The sequence below is a fragment of the Kocuria sp. TGY1127_2 genome, from assembly GCF_013394385.1.
Taxonomy (GTDB): Bacteria; Actinomycetota; Actinomycetes; order Actinomycetales; family Micrococcaceae; genus Rothia.
On the sequence record NZ_AP022834.1, the window covers coordinates 1,983,839 to 2,002,518 of the forward strand.

Consider the following 18,680-nt stretch of genomic DNA (forward strand, 5'->3'; position numbering starts at 1 on the left):
GGTTTGGGTTATGACAGCTGCTCGGCGTCCTGCAGAAGTTCCTTCGCGTGAGCCCTCGCCGCCTCCGAATCCTCGTGGCCGGCCAGCATACGAGCCAACTCGATGGTCCGCTCTTCAGCATTCAGCACGTTGACTTCACTCACAGTTGAGTCTTTGGATTTCAGGACGAGTACGTGACGATCCGCATAGGCCGCAACCTGCGGCAAGTGCGTGACCACCAAGACTTGGACGTGTTGAGCGAGGTGCGAGAGCCGCTTTCCGATCTCCACCGCCGCTTTGCCACCAACGCCGGCGTCGACCTCGTCGAAAATGAAAGTCGGGACGGGGTCGACCTCGGCCAGGACGACCTCGAGAGCGAGCATCACACGAGAAAGCTCGCCGCCTGAAGCTCCCTTACCGAGCGGCCTGGGGCTGGCACCTTCATGAGGAGCCAGCTTGAAGGCGATGACGTCTTTGCCGTCGGGGCCGAATTTCTCCGCCTCGGAAACCTCCACGACGAGGGACGCGTTCGGCATGGCCAAAGCTTTCAGCTCGGAAGAGACCGCCTTGGCCAGTTTCTTGGCCGCACCCCGTCTCAATTCCATGAGTTCGAGCGACTGCTGCTCCATATCCCGGCGGAGGGTCCTGAGCTTCTCCTCTAGGGCCTCCGAGCGCGCGGGATCATCGGTCAGCTGTTCCAAACGTGCCCTGTTGGTCTCGGCCCACTGAAGAACCTCTGCGATGTCGGCCCCATACTTGCGGGTCAGCTTCTTCAGCGCGGAGCGCCTCGACTCTACCTCTCCCAGTCGCCCCGGGCCCTCGGCGTTCAGGTCCGATAGATACCCCGAAAGCTCTTCGCCGATGTCCGCGGCCTGAATCATGAGTTCACGGACTCTTTTGGTCAAGGCCGCGAGGGCCGCATCCTCGTCCGCCTCCTGGGCCAGCGCTCGATGAGCGGAGTCCAAAAGGACGGAGACCGTGACAGCTTCGAGGTCAGCATCGTGTCCGCCGACCAGAGCGGATTGAGCAGTCTCGGCGGCGGTCCGCAGTTGCTCGACGTTGGTCAGCCTGGCAGATTCCGCGTCGAGGGCTTCTTCTTCCCCGGGCCGGGGTTTGACGCTGTCGATCTCCTTGAGAGCCTGACTCAGACTTTGCGCCTCGAAGGCTCGAGCACGAGCATTTTCCCTGACCTCCCGGAGCTCTCGCGCCGAGGACCGGTACTCCTCGTAATTCGAACGATACGTCTCGAGAGCCTCGGCAAGTTTGGGCCCGGCGTAGGAGTCCAGCGCGGTGCGTTGTGCCTCGGCAGATCGAAGACGTAACTGGTCCGTCTGACCGTGTACGGCCACCAAGGTCTCGCCCACACGGGACAACACCCCGATCGGCGCGGCGGCCCCTCCAATGGTCGCCCGAGAACGACCTGAGGCATTGACCGTCCGGGAAAGGATTAGTTCGTGAGGCAATTTGTCGGCGAACGCATCCGCCTCGATGGTGTGGGCCTCTCCCCCCGCGTCCTCGGTGAGGGCGAGCGCCGCGTGTCCGACCGGAAGTCTCACGACGGCCTGGGATAACGCTGATTTGGCTCCCGAGCGTACCGCTGCGGCGTCGGAGCGCGCGCCCAGTAGCATGCCGAGGGCCGTGACGACCATGGTCTTGCCTGCGCCGGTCTCGCCGGTCAGAACCGTCAGGCCCGGGCCCAGGGGCAAGGTCGCATCGGTAATGACGCCCAGATCGCGAATGTGAATCTCTTCGATCATGATCCTTGAGCCTCCTCCTGCTCGGGGTATGTGCCGTGACGCCGTACCGGTCCCCGCCAACCGCGGGTCGGAAGATCGAATTTCTTGACCAAACGTTCCGAGAACGGTGCCGGGTGAATCCGGGCCAGCCGAACGGGCTTCTCCGAACGACGGACCTCGATCCGGGATCCCGGAGGAAGCTCGGTCGTGCGACGGCCGTCACACCACAGGACCCCGAAATGTCCGTTGGTCGGCAAGAGTTCCACGGCCATGGTCGATGAAGGAGCCGTCACGAGCGGCCGAGCGAACAGGGCATGGGCGCTCAAAGGAACCATCAGCATGGCCTCGACCTCGGGCCAGACGATCGGTCCGCCTCCGGAGAACGCGTACGCTGTCGAGCCCGTGGGAGTGGCCAGCACGACACCGTCACACCCGAAGGTGCTCAAGGGACGACCGTCGACTTCGATCACCACCTCAACCATTTTCTCGCGGTTGCCCTTTTCGATCGAGGCTTCGTTGAGGGCCCAGGTATGGGTCAGAACCTGGCCTCGGCTCCACACCAGGACGTCGATCGCCATGCGTTCTTCAACCGTATAGGTCCTGTTGACAATGTGGTCCACGGCCTCATCGAGGTCGCTGCGCTCGGATTCCGCCAGAAAACCGACGTGTCCCAGGTTCACGCCAATCAGTGGGATATTCGTGTGCCGAATGATTTCTGCGGCGCGCAGAATGGAACCGTCTCCGCCCAGAACCACGCCGAGCTCGATGTCATCGAGGGCGACGTTCTCATTGATGACCTGGACCCCCACGGATTCGGCCTCGGTCCCCCGAAGGATTTCCAGGTCCCTGCGGCTCATCACCGGTATCAGACCCGCCTCCCTGAGCCGAACACATGCCTGAGTCGCTGCGGCGGTGGCTTCCGCGCGGCCTGTGTGCGCGAATAAGAGGATCTTGCGACTCATATATTGTGTGCCTTCCGATCGAGACGGGTATGGCTCTCGTGGGAGAATCCGTAGTTCTACATTAGGCGACGGTCCTGACACTTTAAGCTCATATCGGCCCCAGCACTCAGATTCGTCCCAGAGACTCCCCGGGCCTTCTCCCCCAAGGCTGGCTTCCTCAGATGCAAGAAATATTCGCGGTTGCCGTCCTGGCCGGGCAATTGCGAGGGCTGCTCACCGGCAATATCCAACCCCGCTTCGAGCGCGCAGTCACGCACTTTCTGGATCGCGGCCGCACGATCCGTGTCGTTGCGGACGACACCGCCTTTGCCGAGTTTCGATTTGCCGACCTCGAATTGCGGTTTGACCATCAGGATCAATTCACCGCCCCAAACGGTTGCATCGGCCAATGGCTGAATGACCAGGGTCAATGAGATGAAAGAGAGATCACCCACGGTCAGATCGACTTGACCTCCGATGTGCTCGGGCCGCAAATTCCGGACGTTCAGGCCTTCGATGGGCTCCACCCGCGGGTCATCCCGAATGAGCGGATTCAGCTGGCCGTGCCCTACGTCGACCGCGGCTACGTGGCTCGCGCCCGCTTCCAACAGGACCTGCGTGAATCCGCCGGTCGAAGCACCCGCATCAAGACACCGACGTCCCTGGACAACGATGCTTGGAAACGCCGCGAGCGCACCGGCCAGTTTGTGCCCGGCACGGCTCACGTATTGAGGGCCGGCGCCCAGGGCCACGAGGACTTCATCTTCGGGCTGGACGTCGTGCGAAGCTTTGACGACGACCGTTCCGTTGACCGAAACCCGTCCCTCTGCGATCAACCTCGCGGCCACCGTGCGCGAGTGTGCGTCTCCCCGGTCAACGAGCTGGCGATCCAGTCTCACGCGAACTTTTCCGAGGCGTCGTCTTCTTCCGTATCGGAATCCCGAGCGGAAAAATTGTCGACCAAACCCTGCGGCAAGGCCGACGGGTCCTGATCGAGGAGTCGCCGGAGTTCATTGTGCAACCGATCGAAGATCACGGCGTGTTCCTCTGCCGGGGCATCGTCGAGCGCATCCAGGATCGCCCCCAGGTTTTCCGGGGTCCCGTTCCGAGCGAATGCATCAAGGGAGGCGGTCTGCTGCTCGAGTCTCTCTGCGCTTCGTTGATCGGCCCCGGATTCGCGCTCCTGCTCCCCTACGGAATCGTGAGGGTCGGAATCCGTCCCTTCGGGGTTCTCCGGGTTCGTCTGCTCGGTCCACTCGCTCATGCCCACTGGATCTCCGCGCGGGTTGCGGTTGCCTCGTCCGGGTGCGCGGTCCACCACGCGGCCATGGCGGTTCGCCAGGCAAGGAGCTGAGTTGAACCCGCGGTCGTCTCGATACGCAGGGTCGCCCCCTCCGCGACGGCACGTGCGACGTCGTCGATCACGGCGACCGCGCTGTGGCCTCGTACCTCGATCTGGGGGTTGCGGTATTCCTCGAACAGTTCACGAAGGTTGCTCAGCACATAGGTAGGCCGCTCCGCGGTACGGGCGTTGACCAGGTCTTCCATGCTTTGGACTCCGGTCATCACCGCAATGCTGGGCAACCCTGCCTGGTGGGCCCCGAAAATATCCGTATCCAGCCGGTCCCCGACCACGACGGGTCGCTCGACTCCCAGCCGATCGACGATAGTTTGGAAAATCTTCGCCCCCGGCTTGCCTGCGACGAAAGGCTCCCGACGAGTGGCCACGGAAACAGCGTGAACCAAAGTCCCGTTGCCTGGTGCAATCCCACGCTCCTTCGGAATCGTCATGTCCGTATTGGACACAATCCACAGAACCTCGTCAGAAGCCAACGCATAAGCGGCATTCGCGAGGTCTTGCCATCCGAGGCCGGGGTCGAAACCCTGCAGGACAGCCTGGGGCGACTCGTCCAACCCAACGGCTTTCAGCCCCGCAGCCCGCGCGCACTCGGCCAGAGCCTCGGAACCACAGATACCTACGGTGGCTCCGTCGGGCAATTGATCAACGGCCAACTGGGCCGCCGACTGAGCCGAACTCACCACGTGTTCGCCATCGGTCGTTAACCCGAGCGAGTTCAGATGTTCGGCCACGGCCTCGACGGAGCGAGACGCATTGTTGGTCACGTAGGCGACAGACACCCCCTCGGTCTCAGCGCGGTTAAGGGAATCCACAGCGCCGTCGATCGGATGGGGGCCGGCATAGACCACACCGTCCAAGTCGGACAGGATGGCGTCAAAACTGGAAATCAGTGCACTCATGGACAGGCTAGTCATCCTCTCCTCGGCGTTCCTGAACGGCTTCGGTCTCCGGGTCCTGTCCGGTCACGTCTTCCTCCACGACGTCCCCGTCCTCAACGGATTCGTCTCTGACCTCTTCCACCGCCTCCGGATCGCGGTTGGGCCCACCCGCGGGGGTCAGTTCCTCGTGGTCCGGGGAGGACAACTCGTCGCTGGGGCCCGGTGCCGAGGTCTCGTTCTGCTCGATCATGGCTTCGGCCAGGTCAACTCCTTCCTCATCCGAGCGAGGATCTTGCGCAGCGGGTTCTTCGTCCGGCAGGACCTCAATCTCGTAGATTTCGGGTTCTTCGAACTGGCCTTGGCCCAAGGCCGCTTCGGCGATGGTGGCCAGACGGGCCCACGAGTTGGCTTCCTTGGCCTGCCCCATCTCCTCCAGAAGGTCGGCGTATGCGCTGAACAGGCGGGGGCTGTAGGAAAAAGCTTTCTTGCGGTTGAGCTCGGGAATCTCGAGGGCGGCCTTGGCCTTCTGCAGCTCGCCCTTGTCCCGATAGATTCCGGAGACAACCATGGCCAGTTCTGCCTTCTGCGCCCCCGTCAGGTCCGTCAGGCTGGGGTCCTGCGATGTTTCGAGCGCTTTGTCGATCCGGCCCAGAGCGCGCTCGGCGTCGACAATCAATGCGATGTGCTCGTTGGATCCGGTCATGCGCCGGTGAGTCCGCAATTCGCGCAGCGCAACGTCGAACTGTTCCGCTACGTAGGCTGCGATCGCTGCGGCTTCACGCACCGCGGCCACACGCCCTCCGCGACGAACCGCGGCCTGCGCATGTTCGAGAGCGAATTCGGGGTCCACCTCGAGGTACTGACTTGCCATCACCAAGTGCTTGCCCACGGTTTCGGCGTTGTCCTTCTCAAGGACGTGCAGTTCGCGGAGAACGGCTTTGTCGAGTTCGCGCCCGGTGACTTCTTCATCGATTTCCGGGGCCTTGGGACGGGCGGGGCGGTAACCCTCACGTGCCGGTTTCTGATCCCTTTGGTCCCGCTCGAAGCGGCCACGAGGATCCTGATCTCGACGGCGCGGGTCCCGATCGGAGCGGTCGTAGGGCTTGCGATCGTTGAAGCGACGTTCGCGGTCACCGTCTCGTCCGCCGTCGCGACCGCGATAGTTGTTGCCGCCCTTGCGATCAAAGCTGCCGCGCTCGGACCCTCGGTTCCGGTTGCGGCTATCCCCGCGATATGAATCCCTGCGGTCGTCCTCAGCCAAGCTCGTTCTCCTCTATTAGCGTTGTGCGGGCGGTTCGTCGTAGCGCCGACGCCTCGCGGTCCTGAGGGAAAGTTTACGCACCTTGAGCGGTGTTGAGCGTATCGGATGGCCGGACTTCGCGCATGACGTACGCCTCCAAGGCCTACCGGAAAGCACTCTGGCCGGTGAGCTTCTGTCCCAGGATCAAGGTGTGCACCTCGTCCGTCCCCTCATAGGTACGCACCGATTCGAGGTTGTTGGCGTGCCTGAGCGGCGGGTAATCTCCCGTGATCCCGTTGCCTCCCAGGATGGTCCTGGCTTCACGGCAGATCTCGATCGCGGCCCGTGCATTGTTGAGTTTTCCCACAGAAATCATGTGGTTTTCCAAAGACCCTTCGTCCTTGGCCCGCCCGATTCTCAGGGCCAGCAATTGCCCCTTGCTGATCTCGAGCGACATGTCCACGAGCTTTTTCTGCGTGAGCTGATAGGAGCTCAGGGGGCGGTCGAACTGCAACCGTTCCTGCGAGTAGGACAGAGCGGCTTCGACCGAGTCCCGGGCGGAGCCCATGGCTCCCCAAATAATTCCGTATCTCGCCTCGGTCAGGCACGCGAAGGGGCCGCGCAGCCCCGGATTCTCGGGCAGAATAGCATCCGCGGGAAGACGAACGTTATCGAAGTCGATCGTGCATTGCAGAGATGCCCGCATTGAAAGCTTCTGTGTGATAGGAACCGCGTTGAATCCTGGGGTGTCGGTCGGAACGATGAAACCGCGCACAACCTGACCATCTTTCCCATGCCCGGAAGTTCCCGAGTCCTCTTCCGGAACCTTCGCCCACACGATTGCAACCCCGGCTATAGTCGCCAAACCGATCCAGCGTTTGTGTCCGTTGAGGACCCACTCGTCGCCTTCTTTGTGGGCGTTGGTCAGCATGGACCCCGGGTCCGAACCCGCCGTGGGTTCCGTCAGGCCAAAACAGCCGATGACCTCGCCCGACGCCATCTTGGGCAGCCACTTGTGTTTCTGCTCCTCCGACCCATTCTTGTAGATCGCCGACATCGCAAGTGAACCCTGGACGGAGACGACCGTCCGCAGACCTGCGTCACCGGCTTCCATTTCCTGCATGGCAAGGCCATATTCAACAGCGGAACGCCCAGCACAGCCATAACCCTTGAGATGCATCCCGAACAGGCCGAGCTCAGCCATCTCAGGCAGCAACTCGGTCGGCAGAACGGCTTGGTCGAACCAATCGGCAATGTTGGGACGGATCCGACGGTCGACGAAGTCGGCCACGCGATCCCGCACCTCGAGTTCGGAATCGCTGAATTGGGATTCGATATTGAGTAGATCGGTAGGGTGTTTCGGCATGACGAAGCTCCTTTATTCTGCTGAAGTCTGCGGGTTACCAGCGACATCACTGGCTTCTTGACGCCGGGCCAACCAGTCCAGAACGGCGTCTCGGTCTTGGTCCAATCGAGGCGGGGCCTTGTCGTAGCTCGGTCCGGTCCGGCTGAAACCGATCGGGCTTTTGATCGTGGGCACGGCATCGTCGTCCGTGCCCGCGTCCACTACGGGCGAGAGTCCCAGCTCCTCGGCGAAGCGGATACCGCCTGCGACGTCGAGAATCGGCGAGCACGGCAAACCGGCCTGACGCAGCTGATGGAACCACACATCGCTGGTCTGCTCGGCGAGCACATCCTCAATGAGTCTTCTCAGCTCCGACCGGTTTCTATTGCGCTGGGGCATGGTTGCATAACGGGGGTCGTCGGCAAGTTCGTCCCGTCCGAGCGCATGGGCGAGGACGCGGAATTGGGCGTCGTTGCCGATGCAAATCACGAGTTGACCGTCTTGGGTCGCAAAAGGTCCGTAGGGGAACAGACTGGGATGATCGTTGCCCATTCGGTGCGGAACATTGCCGGCTGCCACGAAGCCTGACGTTTGATTGGAGAGGCCCGACAAGGCCGAAGACAACAGGTCCAACCCCAGGTGCTGTCCCTTTCCCGAACGCTCGCGCTCGTGGAGGGCCGCAAGAATGCCGACGGCCGCGTGCAATCCTGTCACGACGTCGAATAGGGCCACGCCCATACGTTGCGGAGGCCCGTCGGAAGAGCCCGTGAGGTCCATCATGCCTGAGACCGCCTGTGCCAGGAGGTCATAACCGGGAAGGGCCGCCCCACCCTTGGTACCGAACCCCGTGATGCTGACGTGCACGAGCCGGGGCCACCGCCGTGCGACGGATTCTTCGTCAAGCCCAAATTTTTCGAGGCCACCTGGCTTGTAGTTCTCGATGAACACGTCAGACGCCTCGATGAGGCTGTAGGCGGTATTGAGATCTTCCTCGTCCTTGAGGTTCAGCTGCAACCCGTATTTTCCGCGATTGACGCCGAGGTAATAGGTGCTCTCTCCGTCCCGTTCCGGCGGTTGCCATTGACGGGTGTCGTCACCGTTGGGGCCTTCGATCTTGATGACAGTTGCACCCAGGTCGGCCAAAAGCATGGTGCAATACGGACCGGCCAGGACGCGCGAGAAATCCGCGATGACAACGCCCGATAGAGGTCCACTAGATCTCCGGTCGAGTCCTGACTTCTGGTCGGACATCTGCAGCCTCCTCGCATCATTGTGCCAGGCACCACATAATCACTCGTGCGAGGTCAACCACAAATCATGGTTCTACAGACAAGTCACATGCGCCCATAACGACGACCGCACCCGCAGGCTCAGTCCTCAGTATTCAGCCAGGACAAACCCAAACGAAATACCACCCTGACAAAAAGAAAAAAAAGGGGGCCACACATTAAACACAAAAAAGGTGCAGCACGATGCACACCACCCACCCCCACACAGAGGACAAGCAATGCACACCGCACCACACCACAAAAATATTTCGGCGGCGACCTACTCTCCCACACACCTACCGGGTGCAGTACCATCAGCGCTAAGAGCCTTAACTACCGGGTTCGGAATGAGACCGGGTGTACCCCTCTTGCCATAACCACCGAAAAACTAACCACACACACCCACCCCACACCAGGGGCCAGCATGGTGAAACCTCAAACAACAACAACCCACACAAGATTGTTATCCCAAAACCATACAGTGAACGCAAACACCCATCACAGGATCATCCATCAAACCTTCATGACAACCACACCAACCCACAACGAGTCGAATGTGTATAAACCTTCGGCCTATTAGTACCGGTCAACTTCACCAGTCTTACGTCCTGGCTTCCATACCCGGCCTATCAACCCCGTCATCTACAGGGAGCCTCACACCCCTCAAAGGAGGCAAGGAGAACTCATCTCGAAGCAAGCTTCCCGCTTAGATGCCTTCAGCGGTTATCTCTCCCGAACGTAGCCAATCAGCCATGCACCTGGCGGTACAACTGACATACCAGAGGTTCGTCCGTCCCGGTCCTCTCGTACTAAGGACAGGCCTCCACAATTCTCCAACGCACGCAGCGGATAGGGACCGAACTGTCTCACGACGTTCTGAACCCAGCTCGCGTGCCGCTTTAATGGGCGAACAGCCCAACCCTTGGGACCAACTCCAGCCCCAGGATGCGACGAGCCGACATCGAGGTGCCAAACCATGCCGTCGATATGAACTCTTGGGCAAGATCAGCCTGTTATCCCCGAGGTACCTTTTATCCGTTGAGCGACGGCCATTCCACAATGAACCGCCGGATCACTAGTCCCGACTTTCGTCCCTGCTCGACCTGCCAGTCTCACAGTCAAGCTCCCTTGTGCACTTACACTCAACACCTGATTGCCAACCAGGCTGAGGGAACCTTTGGGCGCCTCCGTTACTCTTTAGGAGGCAACCGCCCCAGTTAAACTACCCATCAGGCACTGTCCCTGACCCAGATCATGGGCCGAGGTTAGACATCCAATATGACCAGAGTGGTATTTCAACAACGACTCCACCACGACTAGCGCCGCGACTTCACAGTCTCCCACCTATCCTACACAAGCCACACCGAACACCAATACCAAACTATAGTAAAGGTCACGGGGTCTTTCCGTCCTGCTGCGCGAAACGAGCATCTTTACTCGTACTGCAATTTCGCCGAGTTCATGGTTGAGACAGTAGGGAAGTCGTTACTCCATTCGTGCAGGTCGGAACTTACCCGACAAGGAATTTCGCTACCTTAGGATGGTTATAGTTACCACCGCCGTTTACTGGGGCTTAAATTCTCCGCTTCGACCCCAAAGGATCTAACGGGTCCTCTTAACCTTCCAGCACCGGGCAGGAGTCAGTCCGTATACATCGTCTTGCGACTTCGCACGGACCTGTGTTTTTGATAAACAGTCGCTTCCCCCTGGTCTCTGCGACCCATACACGCTCACCACCGCGCAGGTGGGTCACGCTCAAGGTCCCCCTTCTCCCGAAGTTACGGGGGCATTTTGCCGAGTTCCTTAACCATGATTCTCTCGAACGCCTTAGTATTCTCTACCTGATCACCTGTGTCGGTTTAGGGTACGGGCAACTAGAACCTCACGCCGATGCTTTTCTCGACAGCATAGGATCACCGAATCCCCCCACCAAAGGGGGTCCCATCACATCTCAGGCCCAAAGGATCGCGCATTTAACAACGACCCGCCCTACATGCTTAGACCACGACAACCACCGCGTGGCCCGGCTACCTTCCTGCGTCACACCCGTTAATGCGTTTACCGCCCCGGTTCAGGCCCCATGCAGACCACACCAGCACTCCACAAGGAAGCACACAGCATGACCCGGATGGTTAGTATCACCGGTTTAGTATGGACGGTTCTTCGTCGGTACGGGAATATCAACCCGTTATCCATCGACTACGCCTGTCGGCCTCGCCTTAGGCCCCGACTAACCCAGGGAAGATTAGCTTGACCCTGGAACCCTTGATCATTCGGCGGATACGTTTCTCACGCATCATTCGCTACTCATGCCTGCATTCTCACTCGCGTACACTCCACCATACGTTCACACGACAGCTTCACCGCAGTACACGACGCTCCCCTACCCAACACACAAAAAATTATGCATTGTCACGACTTCGGCGGTGTGCTTGAGCCCCGCTACATTATCGGCGCAGAATCACTTGACCAGTGAGCTATTACGCACTCTTTCAAGGATGGCTGCTTCTAAGCCAACCTCCTGGTTGTCTCAGCAACTCCACATCCTTTCCCACTTAGCACACGCTTAGGGGCCTTAGTCGATGATCTGGGCTGTTTCCCTCTCGACAATGAAGCTTATCCCCCACTGTCTCACTGCCGCGCTTACACTTACCCGCATTCGGAGTTTGGCTGACGTCAGTAACCCGTAAAGGCCCATCAGCCAACCAGTAGCTCTACCTCAGGCAAGCAACACGCGACGCTGCACCTAAATGCATTTCGGGGAGAACCAGCTATCACAGAGTTTGATTGGCCTTTCACCCCTACCCACAGCTCATCCCCTCCATTTTCAACTGAAGTGGGTTCGGTCCTCCACGCGCTCTTACACACGCTTCAACCTGGCCATGGGTAGATCACTCCGCTTCGGGTCTAGACCATGCCACTCAATCGCCCTATTCAGACTCGCTTTCGCTACGGCTACCCCACACGGGTTAACCTCGCGACACAGCACTAACTCGCAGGCTCATTCTTCAAAAGGCACGCCATCACCCCAAAAGGCTCTGACGGCTTGTAGGCACACGGTTTCAGGTACTATTTCACTCCCCTCACGGGGTACTTTTCACCATTCCCTCACGGTACTGATACACTATCGGTCACAAGAAAGTATTTAGACTTACCAGGTGGTCCTGGCAGATTCACACGAGATTCCACGAGCCCCGTGCTACTCGGGTATTCGCTCAAGCACCAACGCCATGATTTCGACTACGGGACTCTCACCCACTACGGTCCACCTTCCCAGATGATTCGCCTACCACAACGCTGAACACCACCAGCCAAGTAAGAACTGGTACAAACAAACCCCACAACACCCATGATGCAACCCCTTACCGGTATCACACACCACAGGTTTAGTCTCATCCGCTTTCGCTCGCCACTACTCACAGAATCATTATTATTTTCTCTTCCTGAGGGTACTGAGATGTTTCACTTCCCCTCGTTCCCTCCACACACCCTATACATTCAGATGCGGGTCACTACCCTTGACAGGCAGCGGGGTTTCCCCATTCGGAAATCCTCGGATCACAGTCCAGTTATCGACTCCCCGAGGCTTATCGCAGATTCACACGTCCTTCATCGGCTTCTTGTGCCCAGGCATCCACCGTGCGCCCTTAACGATTTACACACAAATGATCACCACAAAGGCATTCAAAATAAACAATCACAACCCGACACCACAAGGCGCCGGATCATAAGATGCTCGCGTCCACTATATAGTTCTCAAACAACAACCCCATCACCCCACCACAACAACCCCACAGGAGGCCACCATGACGAAGCCAGGCCACAAGACAACCAAACCAACGGTTCATTGCCTCAAAACCCAACAGTGCACTTCATCCCCACACACCAGCACCCACACAGGACACCAGCACGCAAGCACACAACAAACCCCTCCACAAGAAGAAATCCATTGCCGCGAATATTGTATTCCACCCATGAGCAAACCACCCAGACAACACTCGTGCCCAGCATGGCCAACCAAACAGTTGAGCTCCTTAGAAAGGAGGTGATCCAGCCGCACCTTCCGGTACGGCTACCTTGTTACGACTTAGTCCCAATCGCCAGTCCCACCTTCGACGATTCCCCCCACAAAGGGTTAGGCCATCGGCTTCGGGTGTTACCAACTTTCGTGACTTGACGGGCGGTGTGTACAAGGCCCGGGAACGTATTCACCGCAGCGTTGCTGATCTGCGATTACTAGCGACTCCGACTTCATGGGGTCGAGTTGCAGACCCCAATCCGAACTGAGACCGGCTTTTTGGGATTAGCTCCACCTCACAGTATCGCAACCCATTGTACCGGCCATTGTAGCATGCGTGAAGCCCAAGACATAAGGGGCATGATGATTTGACGTCGTCCCCACCTTCCTCCGAGTTGACCCCGGCAGTCTCCTATGAGTCCCCACCATCACGTGCTGGCAACATAGAACGAGGGTTGCGCTCGTTGCGGGACTTAACCCAACATCTCACGACACGAGCTGACGACAACCATGCACCACCTGTACACCAGCCCCGAAGGGAAACCGTATCTCTACGGCGATCCAGTGTATGTCAAGCCTTGGTAAGGTTCTTCGCGTTGCATCGAATTAATCCGCATGCTCCGCCGCTTGTGCGGGCCCCCGTCAATTCCTTTGAGTTTTAGCCTTGCGGCCGTACTCCCCAGGCGGGGCACTTAATGCGTTAGCTACGGCGCGGAAAACGTGGAATGTCCCCCACACCTAGTGCCCAACGTTTACGGCATGGACTACCAGGGTATCTAATCCTGTTCGCTCCCCATGCTTTCGCTCCTCAGCGTCAGTAACAGCCCAGAGACCTGCCTTCGCCATCGGTGTTCCTCCTGATATCTGCGCATTTCACCGCTACACCAGGAATTCCAGTCTCCCCTACTGCACTCTAGCCTGCCCGTACCCACTGCACACCCGGGGTTGAGCCCCGGGCTTTCACAGCAGACGCGACAAACCGCCTACGAGCTCTTTACGCCCAATAATTCCGGACAACGCTTGCGCCCTACGTATTACCGCGGCTGCTGGCACGTAGTTAGCCGGCGCTTCTTCTGCAGGTACCGTCACTTTCGCTTCTTCCCTGCTGAAAGAGGTTTACAACCCGAAGGCCGTCATCCCTCACGCGGCGTCGCTGCATCAGGCTTGCGCCCATTGTGCAATATTCCCCACTGCTGCCTCCCGTAGGAGTCTGGGCCGTGTCTCAGTCCCAGTGTGGCCGGTCACCCTCTCAGGCCGGCTACCCGTCGTCGCCTTGGTAAGCCATTACCTCACCAACAAGCTGATAGGACGTGAGCCCATCAAGAACCAGTACAAACCCTTTCCACCAGCACCCCATGCGAGGACTGGTCGTATCCGGTATTAGACCCAGTTTCCCGGGCTTATCCCAGAGTTCAAGGAAGGTCACTCACGTATTACTCACCCGTTCGCCACTCATCCACCCAGTGCAAGCACCAGGCTTCAGCGTTCGACTTGCATGTGTTAAGCACGCCGCCAGCGTTCGTCCTGAGCCAGGATCAAACTCTCCGTTAAAAAACAAAAAGAAAAACCCGTGGCCCAACAAAATAAACCACGACGGACCATCATCACGGGGTGATGACACAAACATCCGCCGTGTCATGTTGAAACCAACAAGAATTCAAAAAATAAAAACTTCGGTACAACATTCAAACAAAGCACACTATTGAGTTCTCAAACAACAAACCACACACCCACCACAACCCCAAACAAGAGCCATGACCAATGCCGGTCGACACCACCGCGAGAATTTTGCGGCAACTTCTCTAACCTACCAGAACCAAAACCAGCCCGCAACCCCAACCCTGAAGCCCATCCCCCGAACCCCACCCAGGCCACTGAACACAGTGAACCCCAGCAAGAAAACCAGGAAACAAAACACAAGACGGTCACGCACCAAGAACCAGAACCGGCAGAACCTGTCAGAACAAGTCCCCCGTGCCTCGCGGCGACAAGAAAAGACTTTACACACCCACAAACACCAACACCAACTCGAAACCACGTGAAACACGCCACACACCCCCACAACCCCAGCATGACAAGGCAAAACGGCCCGGAAACTACCTCAAGAGGTGGCTTCCGGGCCGTCGTCGGCAGGTGTCCGCGAGCTATTTGCTGCGCACGGTCACCATTGCCATGTTCTTCTTGCCACGGCGAATGATCGCGTACTTGCCGTGAAGCAGCTGCTCAGGGCCTACTTCCGCGTCTTCGCCTTGGACCTTGACGTTGTTCACGGCGGCCCCGCCCTCCTTGAGAGTGCGCCTGGCCGCGGATTTGGACTCGCACAGATCGGTGCTGACCAATAGGTTGATCAGGGAAAGATCGGAGCCGTCTACTTCCGCATGCGGCAGTTCAGCCGTCGCGGCCACGAGGGTTGCTTCATCCAACGCGGCAAAGTCGCCCTTGCCGAACAACGCGTTGGAAGCTTCAATGACCTTTTCGGTCGCGTCGACTCCGTGGACCAGAGAGCAGACCTCATAAGCGAGCGTCTTCTGCGCTTCACGACGGAAGGGCTCTTCCTCGGTCTTGCGCCCCAGCTCTTCGATCTCCGCGCGAGTGCGGAAAGTGAATACCTTGAGTCGGTCGACAACGTCGGCGTCAGCGGTATTGAGCCAGAACTGGTAGAACGCGTACGGGCTCGTGAGCTCGGGATCCAGCCAAATGGCGTTCCCCTCGGACTTGCCAAACTTGGTACCGTCCGAATTGGTGATCAGAGGAGTCCCGATGGCGTGGACCGTTTCCCCTTCGACCTTGCGAACAAGCTCGGTTCCCGAAGTCAGATTGCCCCATTGGTCGGAACCGCCGGATTGCAAAGTACATCCGTACTGACGGTAGAGCTCCAGGAAGTCCATACCCTGCAGAATCTGATAGCTGAACTCCGTGTACGAGATACCCTCATCCGAATTGAGCCTTTTGGCCACAATCTCTTTTTTGATCATCGTGCCCACGCGGAAGTTCTTGCCGATGTCCCGCAGAAAGTCGATGGCCGACAGTCCTCCGGTCCAGTCCAGATTATTGACCATTCGCGCCGCGTTTTCGCCTTCGAAGGAGAGAAAACGCTGGACCTGGCCACGCAGGGCATCGACCCAGTCGGCCACGACCTCACGCGAATTCAAGGTGCGCTCCGCGGTTTGGCGGGGGTCCCCGATCAAACCTGTCGACCCACCGACCAGGCCCAACGGTTTGTGACCGTCTAGCTGGAGCCGGCGCATGACGAGGAGCTGGACCAGATGTCCCAAGTGCAAGGACGCTGCCGTGGGGTCGAACCCGCAATAATAGGTGACCGTTTCTTCCGCCAGGGCCTTCTCCAAGGCTTCCTGGTCGGTCGAGACGTGGACCAGACCACGCCACACAAGTTCCTGCCAGATATTGTCAAAACTCTGGTCATTGGACTGTTCGTGCAATCCATGCACCGAGTCGATCACGGGATTATTCGTCACGCGGTTCACGCTACCATTCGCCATGCGTCATTGCTTCTTTCATCACAGTTCCTATCCCCTACGAAGACAGGGAATCCGTCGTCCATTCCTCCAGTCCAGCGGGCACATCGTGGGAAGCGATCAACGCCAACCGCTGCGTCGGGCGGGTCATGCTCACGTAGAGATCGCCGACGGTTCCGTACGCCGCATCCACCATCGACCCGGGCTCCGCGATCACGACGGTGTCGAATTCGAGCCCCTTGGCTTCCCACGGGGTCAGAACCAGGATCTGCCGTTCAAGGGCTGTCTCCGAGGTTCCCGTCAAATCCGAGAACTCCTCGGTCACCGCCCTGACCACGCGCTCGTAGTCGGGCTCGGCCACGATGACGCCGACCAACCCACCGGCCACCGCGGACAGGTCCTGCCGCAGTCGACGTTTCAACGCACCGAGTACGTCGTCGGTGCGGATCACCTCAGGACTCCATTGGCCCTCACGAACCGCCCGTGGGGCCGAGACATCGAGCCCCGCGGCCTGGGCCATCGACACCGCTGCGTCAGAAATCTGCGACGGAGTACGGTAGTTGACGGTCAGTTCGTCGAGCGTGTACCGCTCCCCCGCGAAGGGTTCCAGGGCCTCGTGCCAACTGGAGGACGATGCGGCGGCCGAGGCCTGAGCGATATCACCGACGATCGTGAAGGATTTCATGGGGCACCTCCTCATCAGGAGGCGCCATTGCATCGGCGAGAGCTCTTGTGCCTCGTCCACGACGACGTGCCCATACGCCCAAGTACGATCGGAATTCGCGGCTTCGGCGGCGGTCATTCGTGCTGTACCGACTTCGTTGTACCCCGCAAGCATCTCCGCGGTCACCACGCCATTGACGCCCATGTCTTCCAAAGCCGCGTCGACGTTCTCCAGGGTCTTGGTCGCGTTTTCGAGATTGAAATTGCGCTCCGCCGCCGCCCGTGCGGCGGACTGACCGACGGCCGCCTCGAAGTCGCCGAGCAATTCGGCGGCCTCATCCAAGAGGGGCACATCGGCCTCGGTGAAAGGCGCGTCCTTGGGCCGGAGCAGCGCATCGATCTCCTCCGACGTCAGATGCGATGCCGCCGACTCCAAGTATTGACGCTTCGAAAACAGGTCACGGACCAGCATCTCGGCAGTCATCGGCATCCAGGCAAGATTCAGGGCCACTCGGACATCGCGCGACTGACGCACGTCTTCGACGAGGTAGGAACGATCCATGTCGTTGCCGCTCGATTCGTTGAGTTGCTTTTCGAGCTGGTCCGCCAGATCCTGCACAAGGATCTTGACGAAGGTCTCCCGTGCCTGGTTATGGGGCTTTCCGGTGGCGCGGGCACGCTCTCGCGCATGCTTGACCTGCCTCGGCCTGAGCTGAACCTTCGAGGAATCAACATAAAGTTCTTGGATTTGCTGAGGAACCTTCTGGCGGTCGGCGACTGCCTTCTTGACGACCTGAGCCATCTCCAAGGCTCCCTTGATGCGCGCAACCCGCGGATCGGTTTCCGGAACCGCACGAATGCCAGGGAAGAGGGTAGCCAGCGAGGACATCACGACGCCGGTCTCCCCGAGGGACGGCAGGACGCGTTCGATGTACCACATGAAGGAGGAAGACGGCCCGACGACAAGGACCCCGGACTTCTGAAGCCGCTCACGATTGGTATAGAGCAGGTACGCGGCTCTGTGAAGTGCGACCGCAGTCTTGCCCGTTCCCGGCCCGCCCTGGACAACCCGGATCCCGGCGAGGTCCGCGCGGATGATGCGGTCCTGTTCTGCCTGAATGGTAGCGACAATGTCGTTCATCCGACCCGTGCGCTTGCGGTTCAGAGCAGCCAATAATGCGCCTTCGCCGTGCAGCACCTCCTCGCTGTCGAGGAATTCCGGGTCGAGCACGTCGTCCTCGATGTTCTTGAGAGTGCGTCTGTCCAGAATCAGGTGGCGACGCCGCTGAACGCCCTGCCGCTCGAACGCGGTCGCCTGGTAGAAGGTTCCCGCCTCCGGGGCGCGCCAATCGACCATGAGGCGCTCATGATTCTGGTCGGCCAGGCCAATGCGCCCGATATAGCGGGTCGATTCGTCATCGAGGTCCAAACGGCCAAAGACCAAACGGTTGTCCACGGCGTCAAGCTGGGCGAGCCTGTCCTCGTAGAACGTCGCGTAGGCGTCTCGTTCGGATCGATTTTGATGGCTCCCTGCCGAACCGGTGCGGCGCACATCGGCGAGTTTTCCCCGATTTTCTTCCCGGAGTTCGTCCAGGCGCGTGTAGAGGCGGTCCACGTAGGCACGCTCATGGCTCATGGCCTCCTCGAGCTGCCGCTCATAGGCCTCGTGATCTGTGTTTTCGGGGGTCGCCTTCTGCGGGGCGTCCTCGTGAGGGGTAGACATAGGCGTTCTGAAATTCCCTAGAAAGTCCGAGATGTGGTTGCTGAAGAGTAAAG

10 protein-coding genes and 3 rRNA genes are annotated in these 18,680 nt (G+C 59.2%); all 13 read right to left on the reverse strand.

What is annotated here, in order from left to right:
* Positions 1 to 8: 8 nt before the first annotated feature.
* The 13 genes from recN to sake_RS08935 all read right to left on the reverse strand — a co-directional run bounded on the left by recN (position 9) and on the right by sake_RS08935 (position 18,627).
* On the reverse strand, positions 9 to 1,736 hold the full coding sequence (gene recN, locus sake_RS08875) for a DNA repair protein RecN (RefSeq protein ID WP_129361022.1): 1,728 nt from the start codon (positions 1,734 to 1,736) through the stop codon (positions 9 to 11).
* Complete coding sequence (locus tag sake_RS08880) at positions 1,733 to 2,677, reverse strand: NAD kinase (protein ID WP_129361023.1); 945 nt, start codon at positions 2,675 to 2,677, stop codon at positions 1,733 to 1,735. Before sake_RS08880 ends, recN begins: the two co-directional genes overlap by 4 nt.
* Before the next feature lie 56 nt (positions 2,678 to 2,733).
* Positions 2,734 to 3,555, reverse strand: a complete 822-nt coding sequence (locus tag sake_RS08885) for a TlyA family RNA methyltransferase (protein ID WP_178945849.1) — start codon at positions 3,553 to 3,555, stop codon at positions 2,734 to 2,736.
* On the reverse strand, positions 3,552 to 3,920 hold the full coding sequence (locus sake_RS08890) for a hypothetical protein (protein WP_129361025.1): 369 nt from the start codon (positions 3,918 to 3,920) through the stop codon (positions 3,552 to 3,554). Before sake_RS08890 ends, sake_RS08885 begins: the two co-directional genes overlap by 4 nt.
* Complete coding sequence (locus sake_RS08895; RefSeq protein ID WP_371811893.1) at positions 3,917 to 4,930, reverse strand: HAD-IIA family hydrolase; 1,014 nt, start codon at positions 4,928 to 4,930, stop codon at positions 3,917 to 3,919. The genes sake_RS08890 and sake_RS08895 overlap by 4 nt, the downstream gene beginning before the upstream one ends.
* Positions 4,923 to 6,155, reverse strand: coding sequence for a hypothetical protein (locus tag sake_RS08900; RefSeq protein WP_129361026.1), 1,233 nt, complete (start codon positions 6,153 to 6,155; stop codon positions 4,923 to 4,925). The genes sake_RS08895 and sake_RS08900 overlap by 8 nt, the downstream gene beginning before the upstream one ends.
* A gap of 142 nt (positions 6,156 to 6,297) precedes the next feature.
* The gene (locus tag sake_RS08905) at positions 6,298 to 7,500 is read right to left on the reverse strand and encodes an acyl-CoA dehydrogenase family protein (protein ID WP_129361027.1); all 1,203 of its coding nucleotides are present in this window, start codon (positions 7,498 to 7,500) and stop codon (positions 6,298 to 6,300) included.
* Between the two features lie 12 nt (positions 7,501 to 7,512).
* Entirely contained in the window at positions 7,513 to 8,730 is a 1,218-nt protein-coding gene (locus sake_RS08910) for a CaiB/BaiF CoA-transferase family protein (protein WP_178945850.1), read from the reverse strand.
* A 284-nt stretch (positions 8,731 to 9,014) separates the two neighbouring features.
* A 5S ribosomal RNA gene (gene rrf / locus sake_RS08915) occupies positions 9,015 to 9,132 on the reverse strand.
* A gap of 171 nt (positions 9,133 to 9,303) precedes the next feature.
* Positions 9,304 to 12,408: ribosomal RNA gene (locus sake_RS08920) — 23S ribosomal RNA — on the reverse strand.
* 377 nt (positions 12,409 to 12,785) lie between these two features.
* Positions 12,786 to 14,316: ribosomal RNA gene (locus tag sake_RS08925) — 16S ribosomal RNA — on the reverse strand.
* Together the 16S, 23S and 5S rRNA genes form the textbook arrangement of a ribosomal RNA operon.
* 593 nt (positions 14,317 to 14,909) lie before the next feature.
* Positions 14,910 to 16,241, reverse strand: coding sequence for a tyrosine--tRNA ligase (gene tyrS, locus sake_RS08930; RefSeq protein ID WP_371811894.1), 1,332 nt, complete (start codon positions 16,239 to 16,241; stop codon positions 14,910 to 14,912).
* A gap of 58 nt (positions 16,242 to 16,299) precedes the next feature.
* The gene (locus sake_RS08935) at positions 16,300 to 18,627 is read right to left on the reverse strand and encodes an AAA family ATPase (RefSeq protein WP_129360555.1); all 2,328 of its coding nucleotides are present in this window, start codon (positions 18,625 to 18,627) and stop codon (positions 16,300 to 16,302) included.
* Positions 18,628 to 18,680 lie beyond the last annotated feature (53 nt).

Bases quoted from the DNA above. Each gene is read 5' to 3' on its own strand.
- sake_RS08895 (WP_371811893.1), bottom strand. From the start codon at position 4,930: ATGACTAGCCTGTCCATGAGTGCACTGATTTCCAGTTTTGACGCCATC.
- sake_RS08910 (WP_178945850.1), bottom strand. From the start codon at position 8,730: ATGTCCGACCAGAAGTCAGGACTCGACCGGAGATCTAGTGGACCTCTA.
- sake_RS08935 (WP_129360555.1), bottom strand. From the start codon at position 18,627: ATGTCTACCCCTCACGAGGACGCCCCGCAGAAGGCGACCCCCGAAAAC.
- sake_RS08890 (WP_129361025.1), bottom strand. From the start codon at position 3,920: ATGAGCGAGTGGACCGAGCAGACGAACCCGGAGAACCCCGAAGGGACG.
- sake_RS08880 (WP_129361023.1), bottom strand. From the start codon at position 2,677: ATGAGTCGCAAGATCCTCTTATTCGCGCACACAGGCCGCGCGGAAGCC.
- recN (WP_129361022.1), bottom strand. From the start codon at position 1,736: ATGATCGAAGAGATTCACATTCGCGATCTGGGCGTCATTACCGATGCG.
- sake_RS08905 (WP_129361027.1), bottom strand. From the start codon at position 7,500: ATGCCGAAACACCCTACCGATCTACTCAATATCGAATCCCAATTCAGC.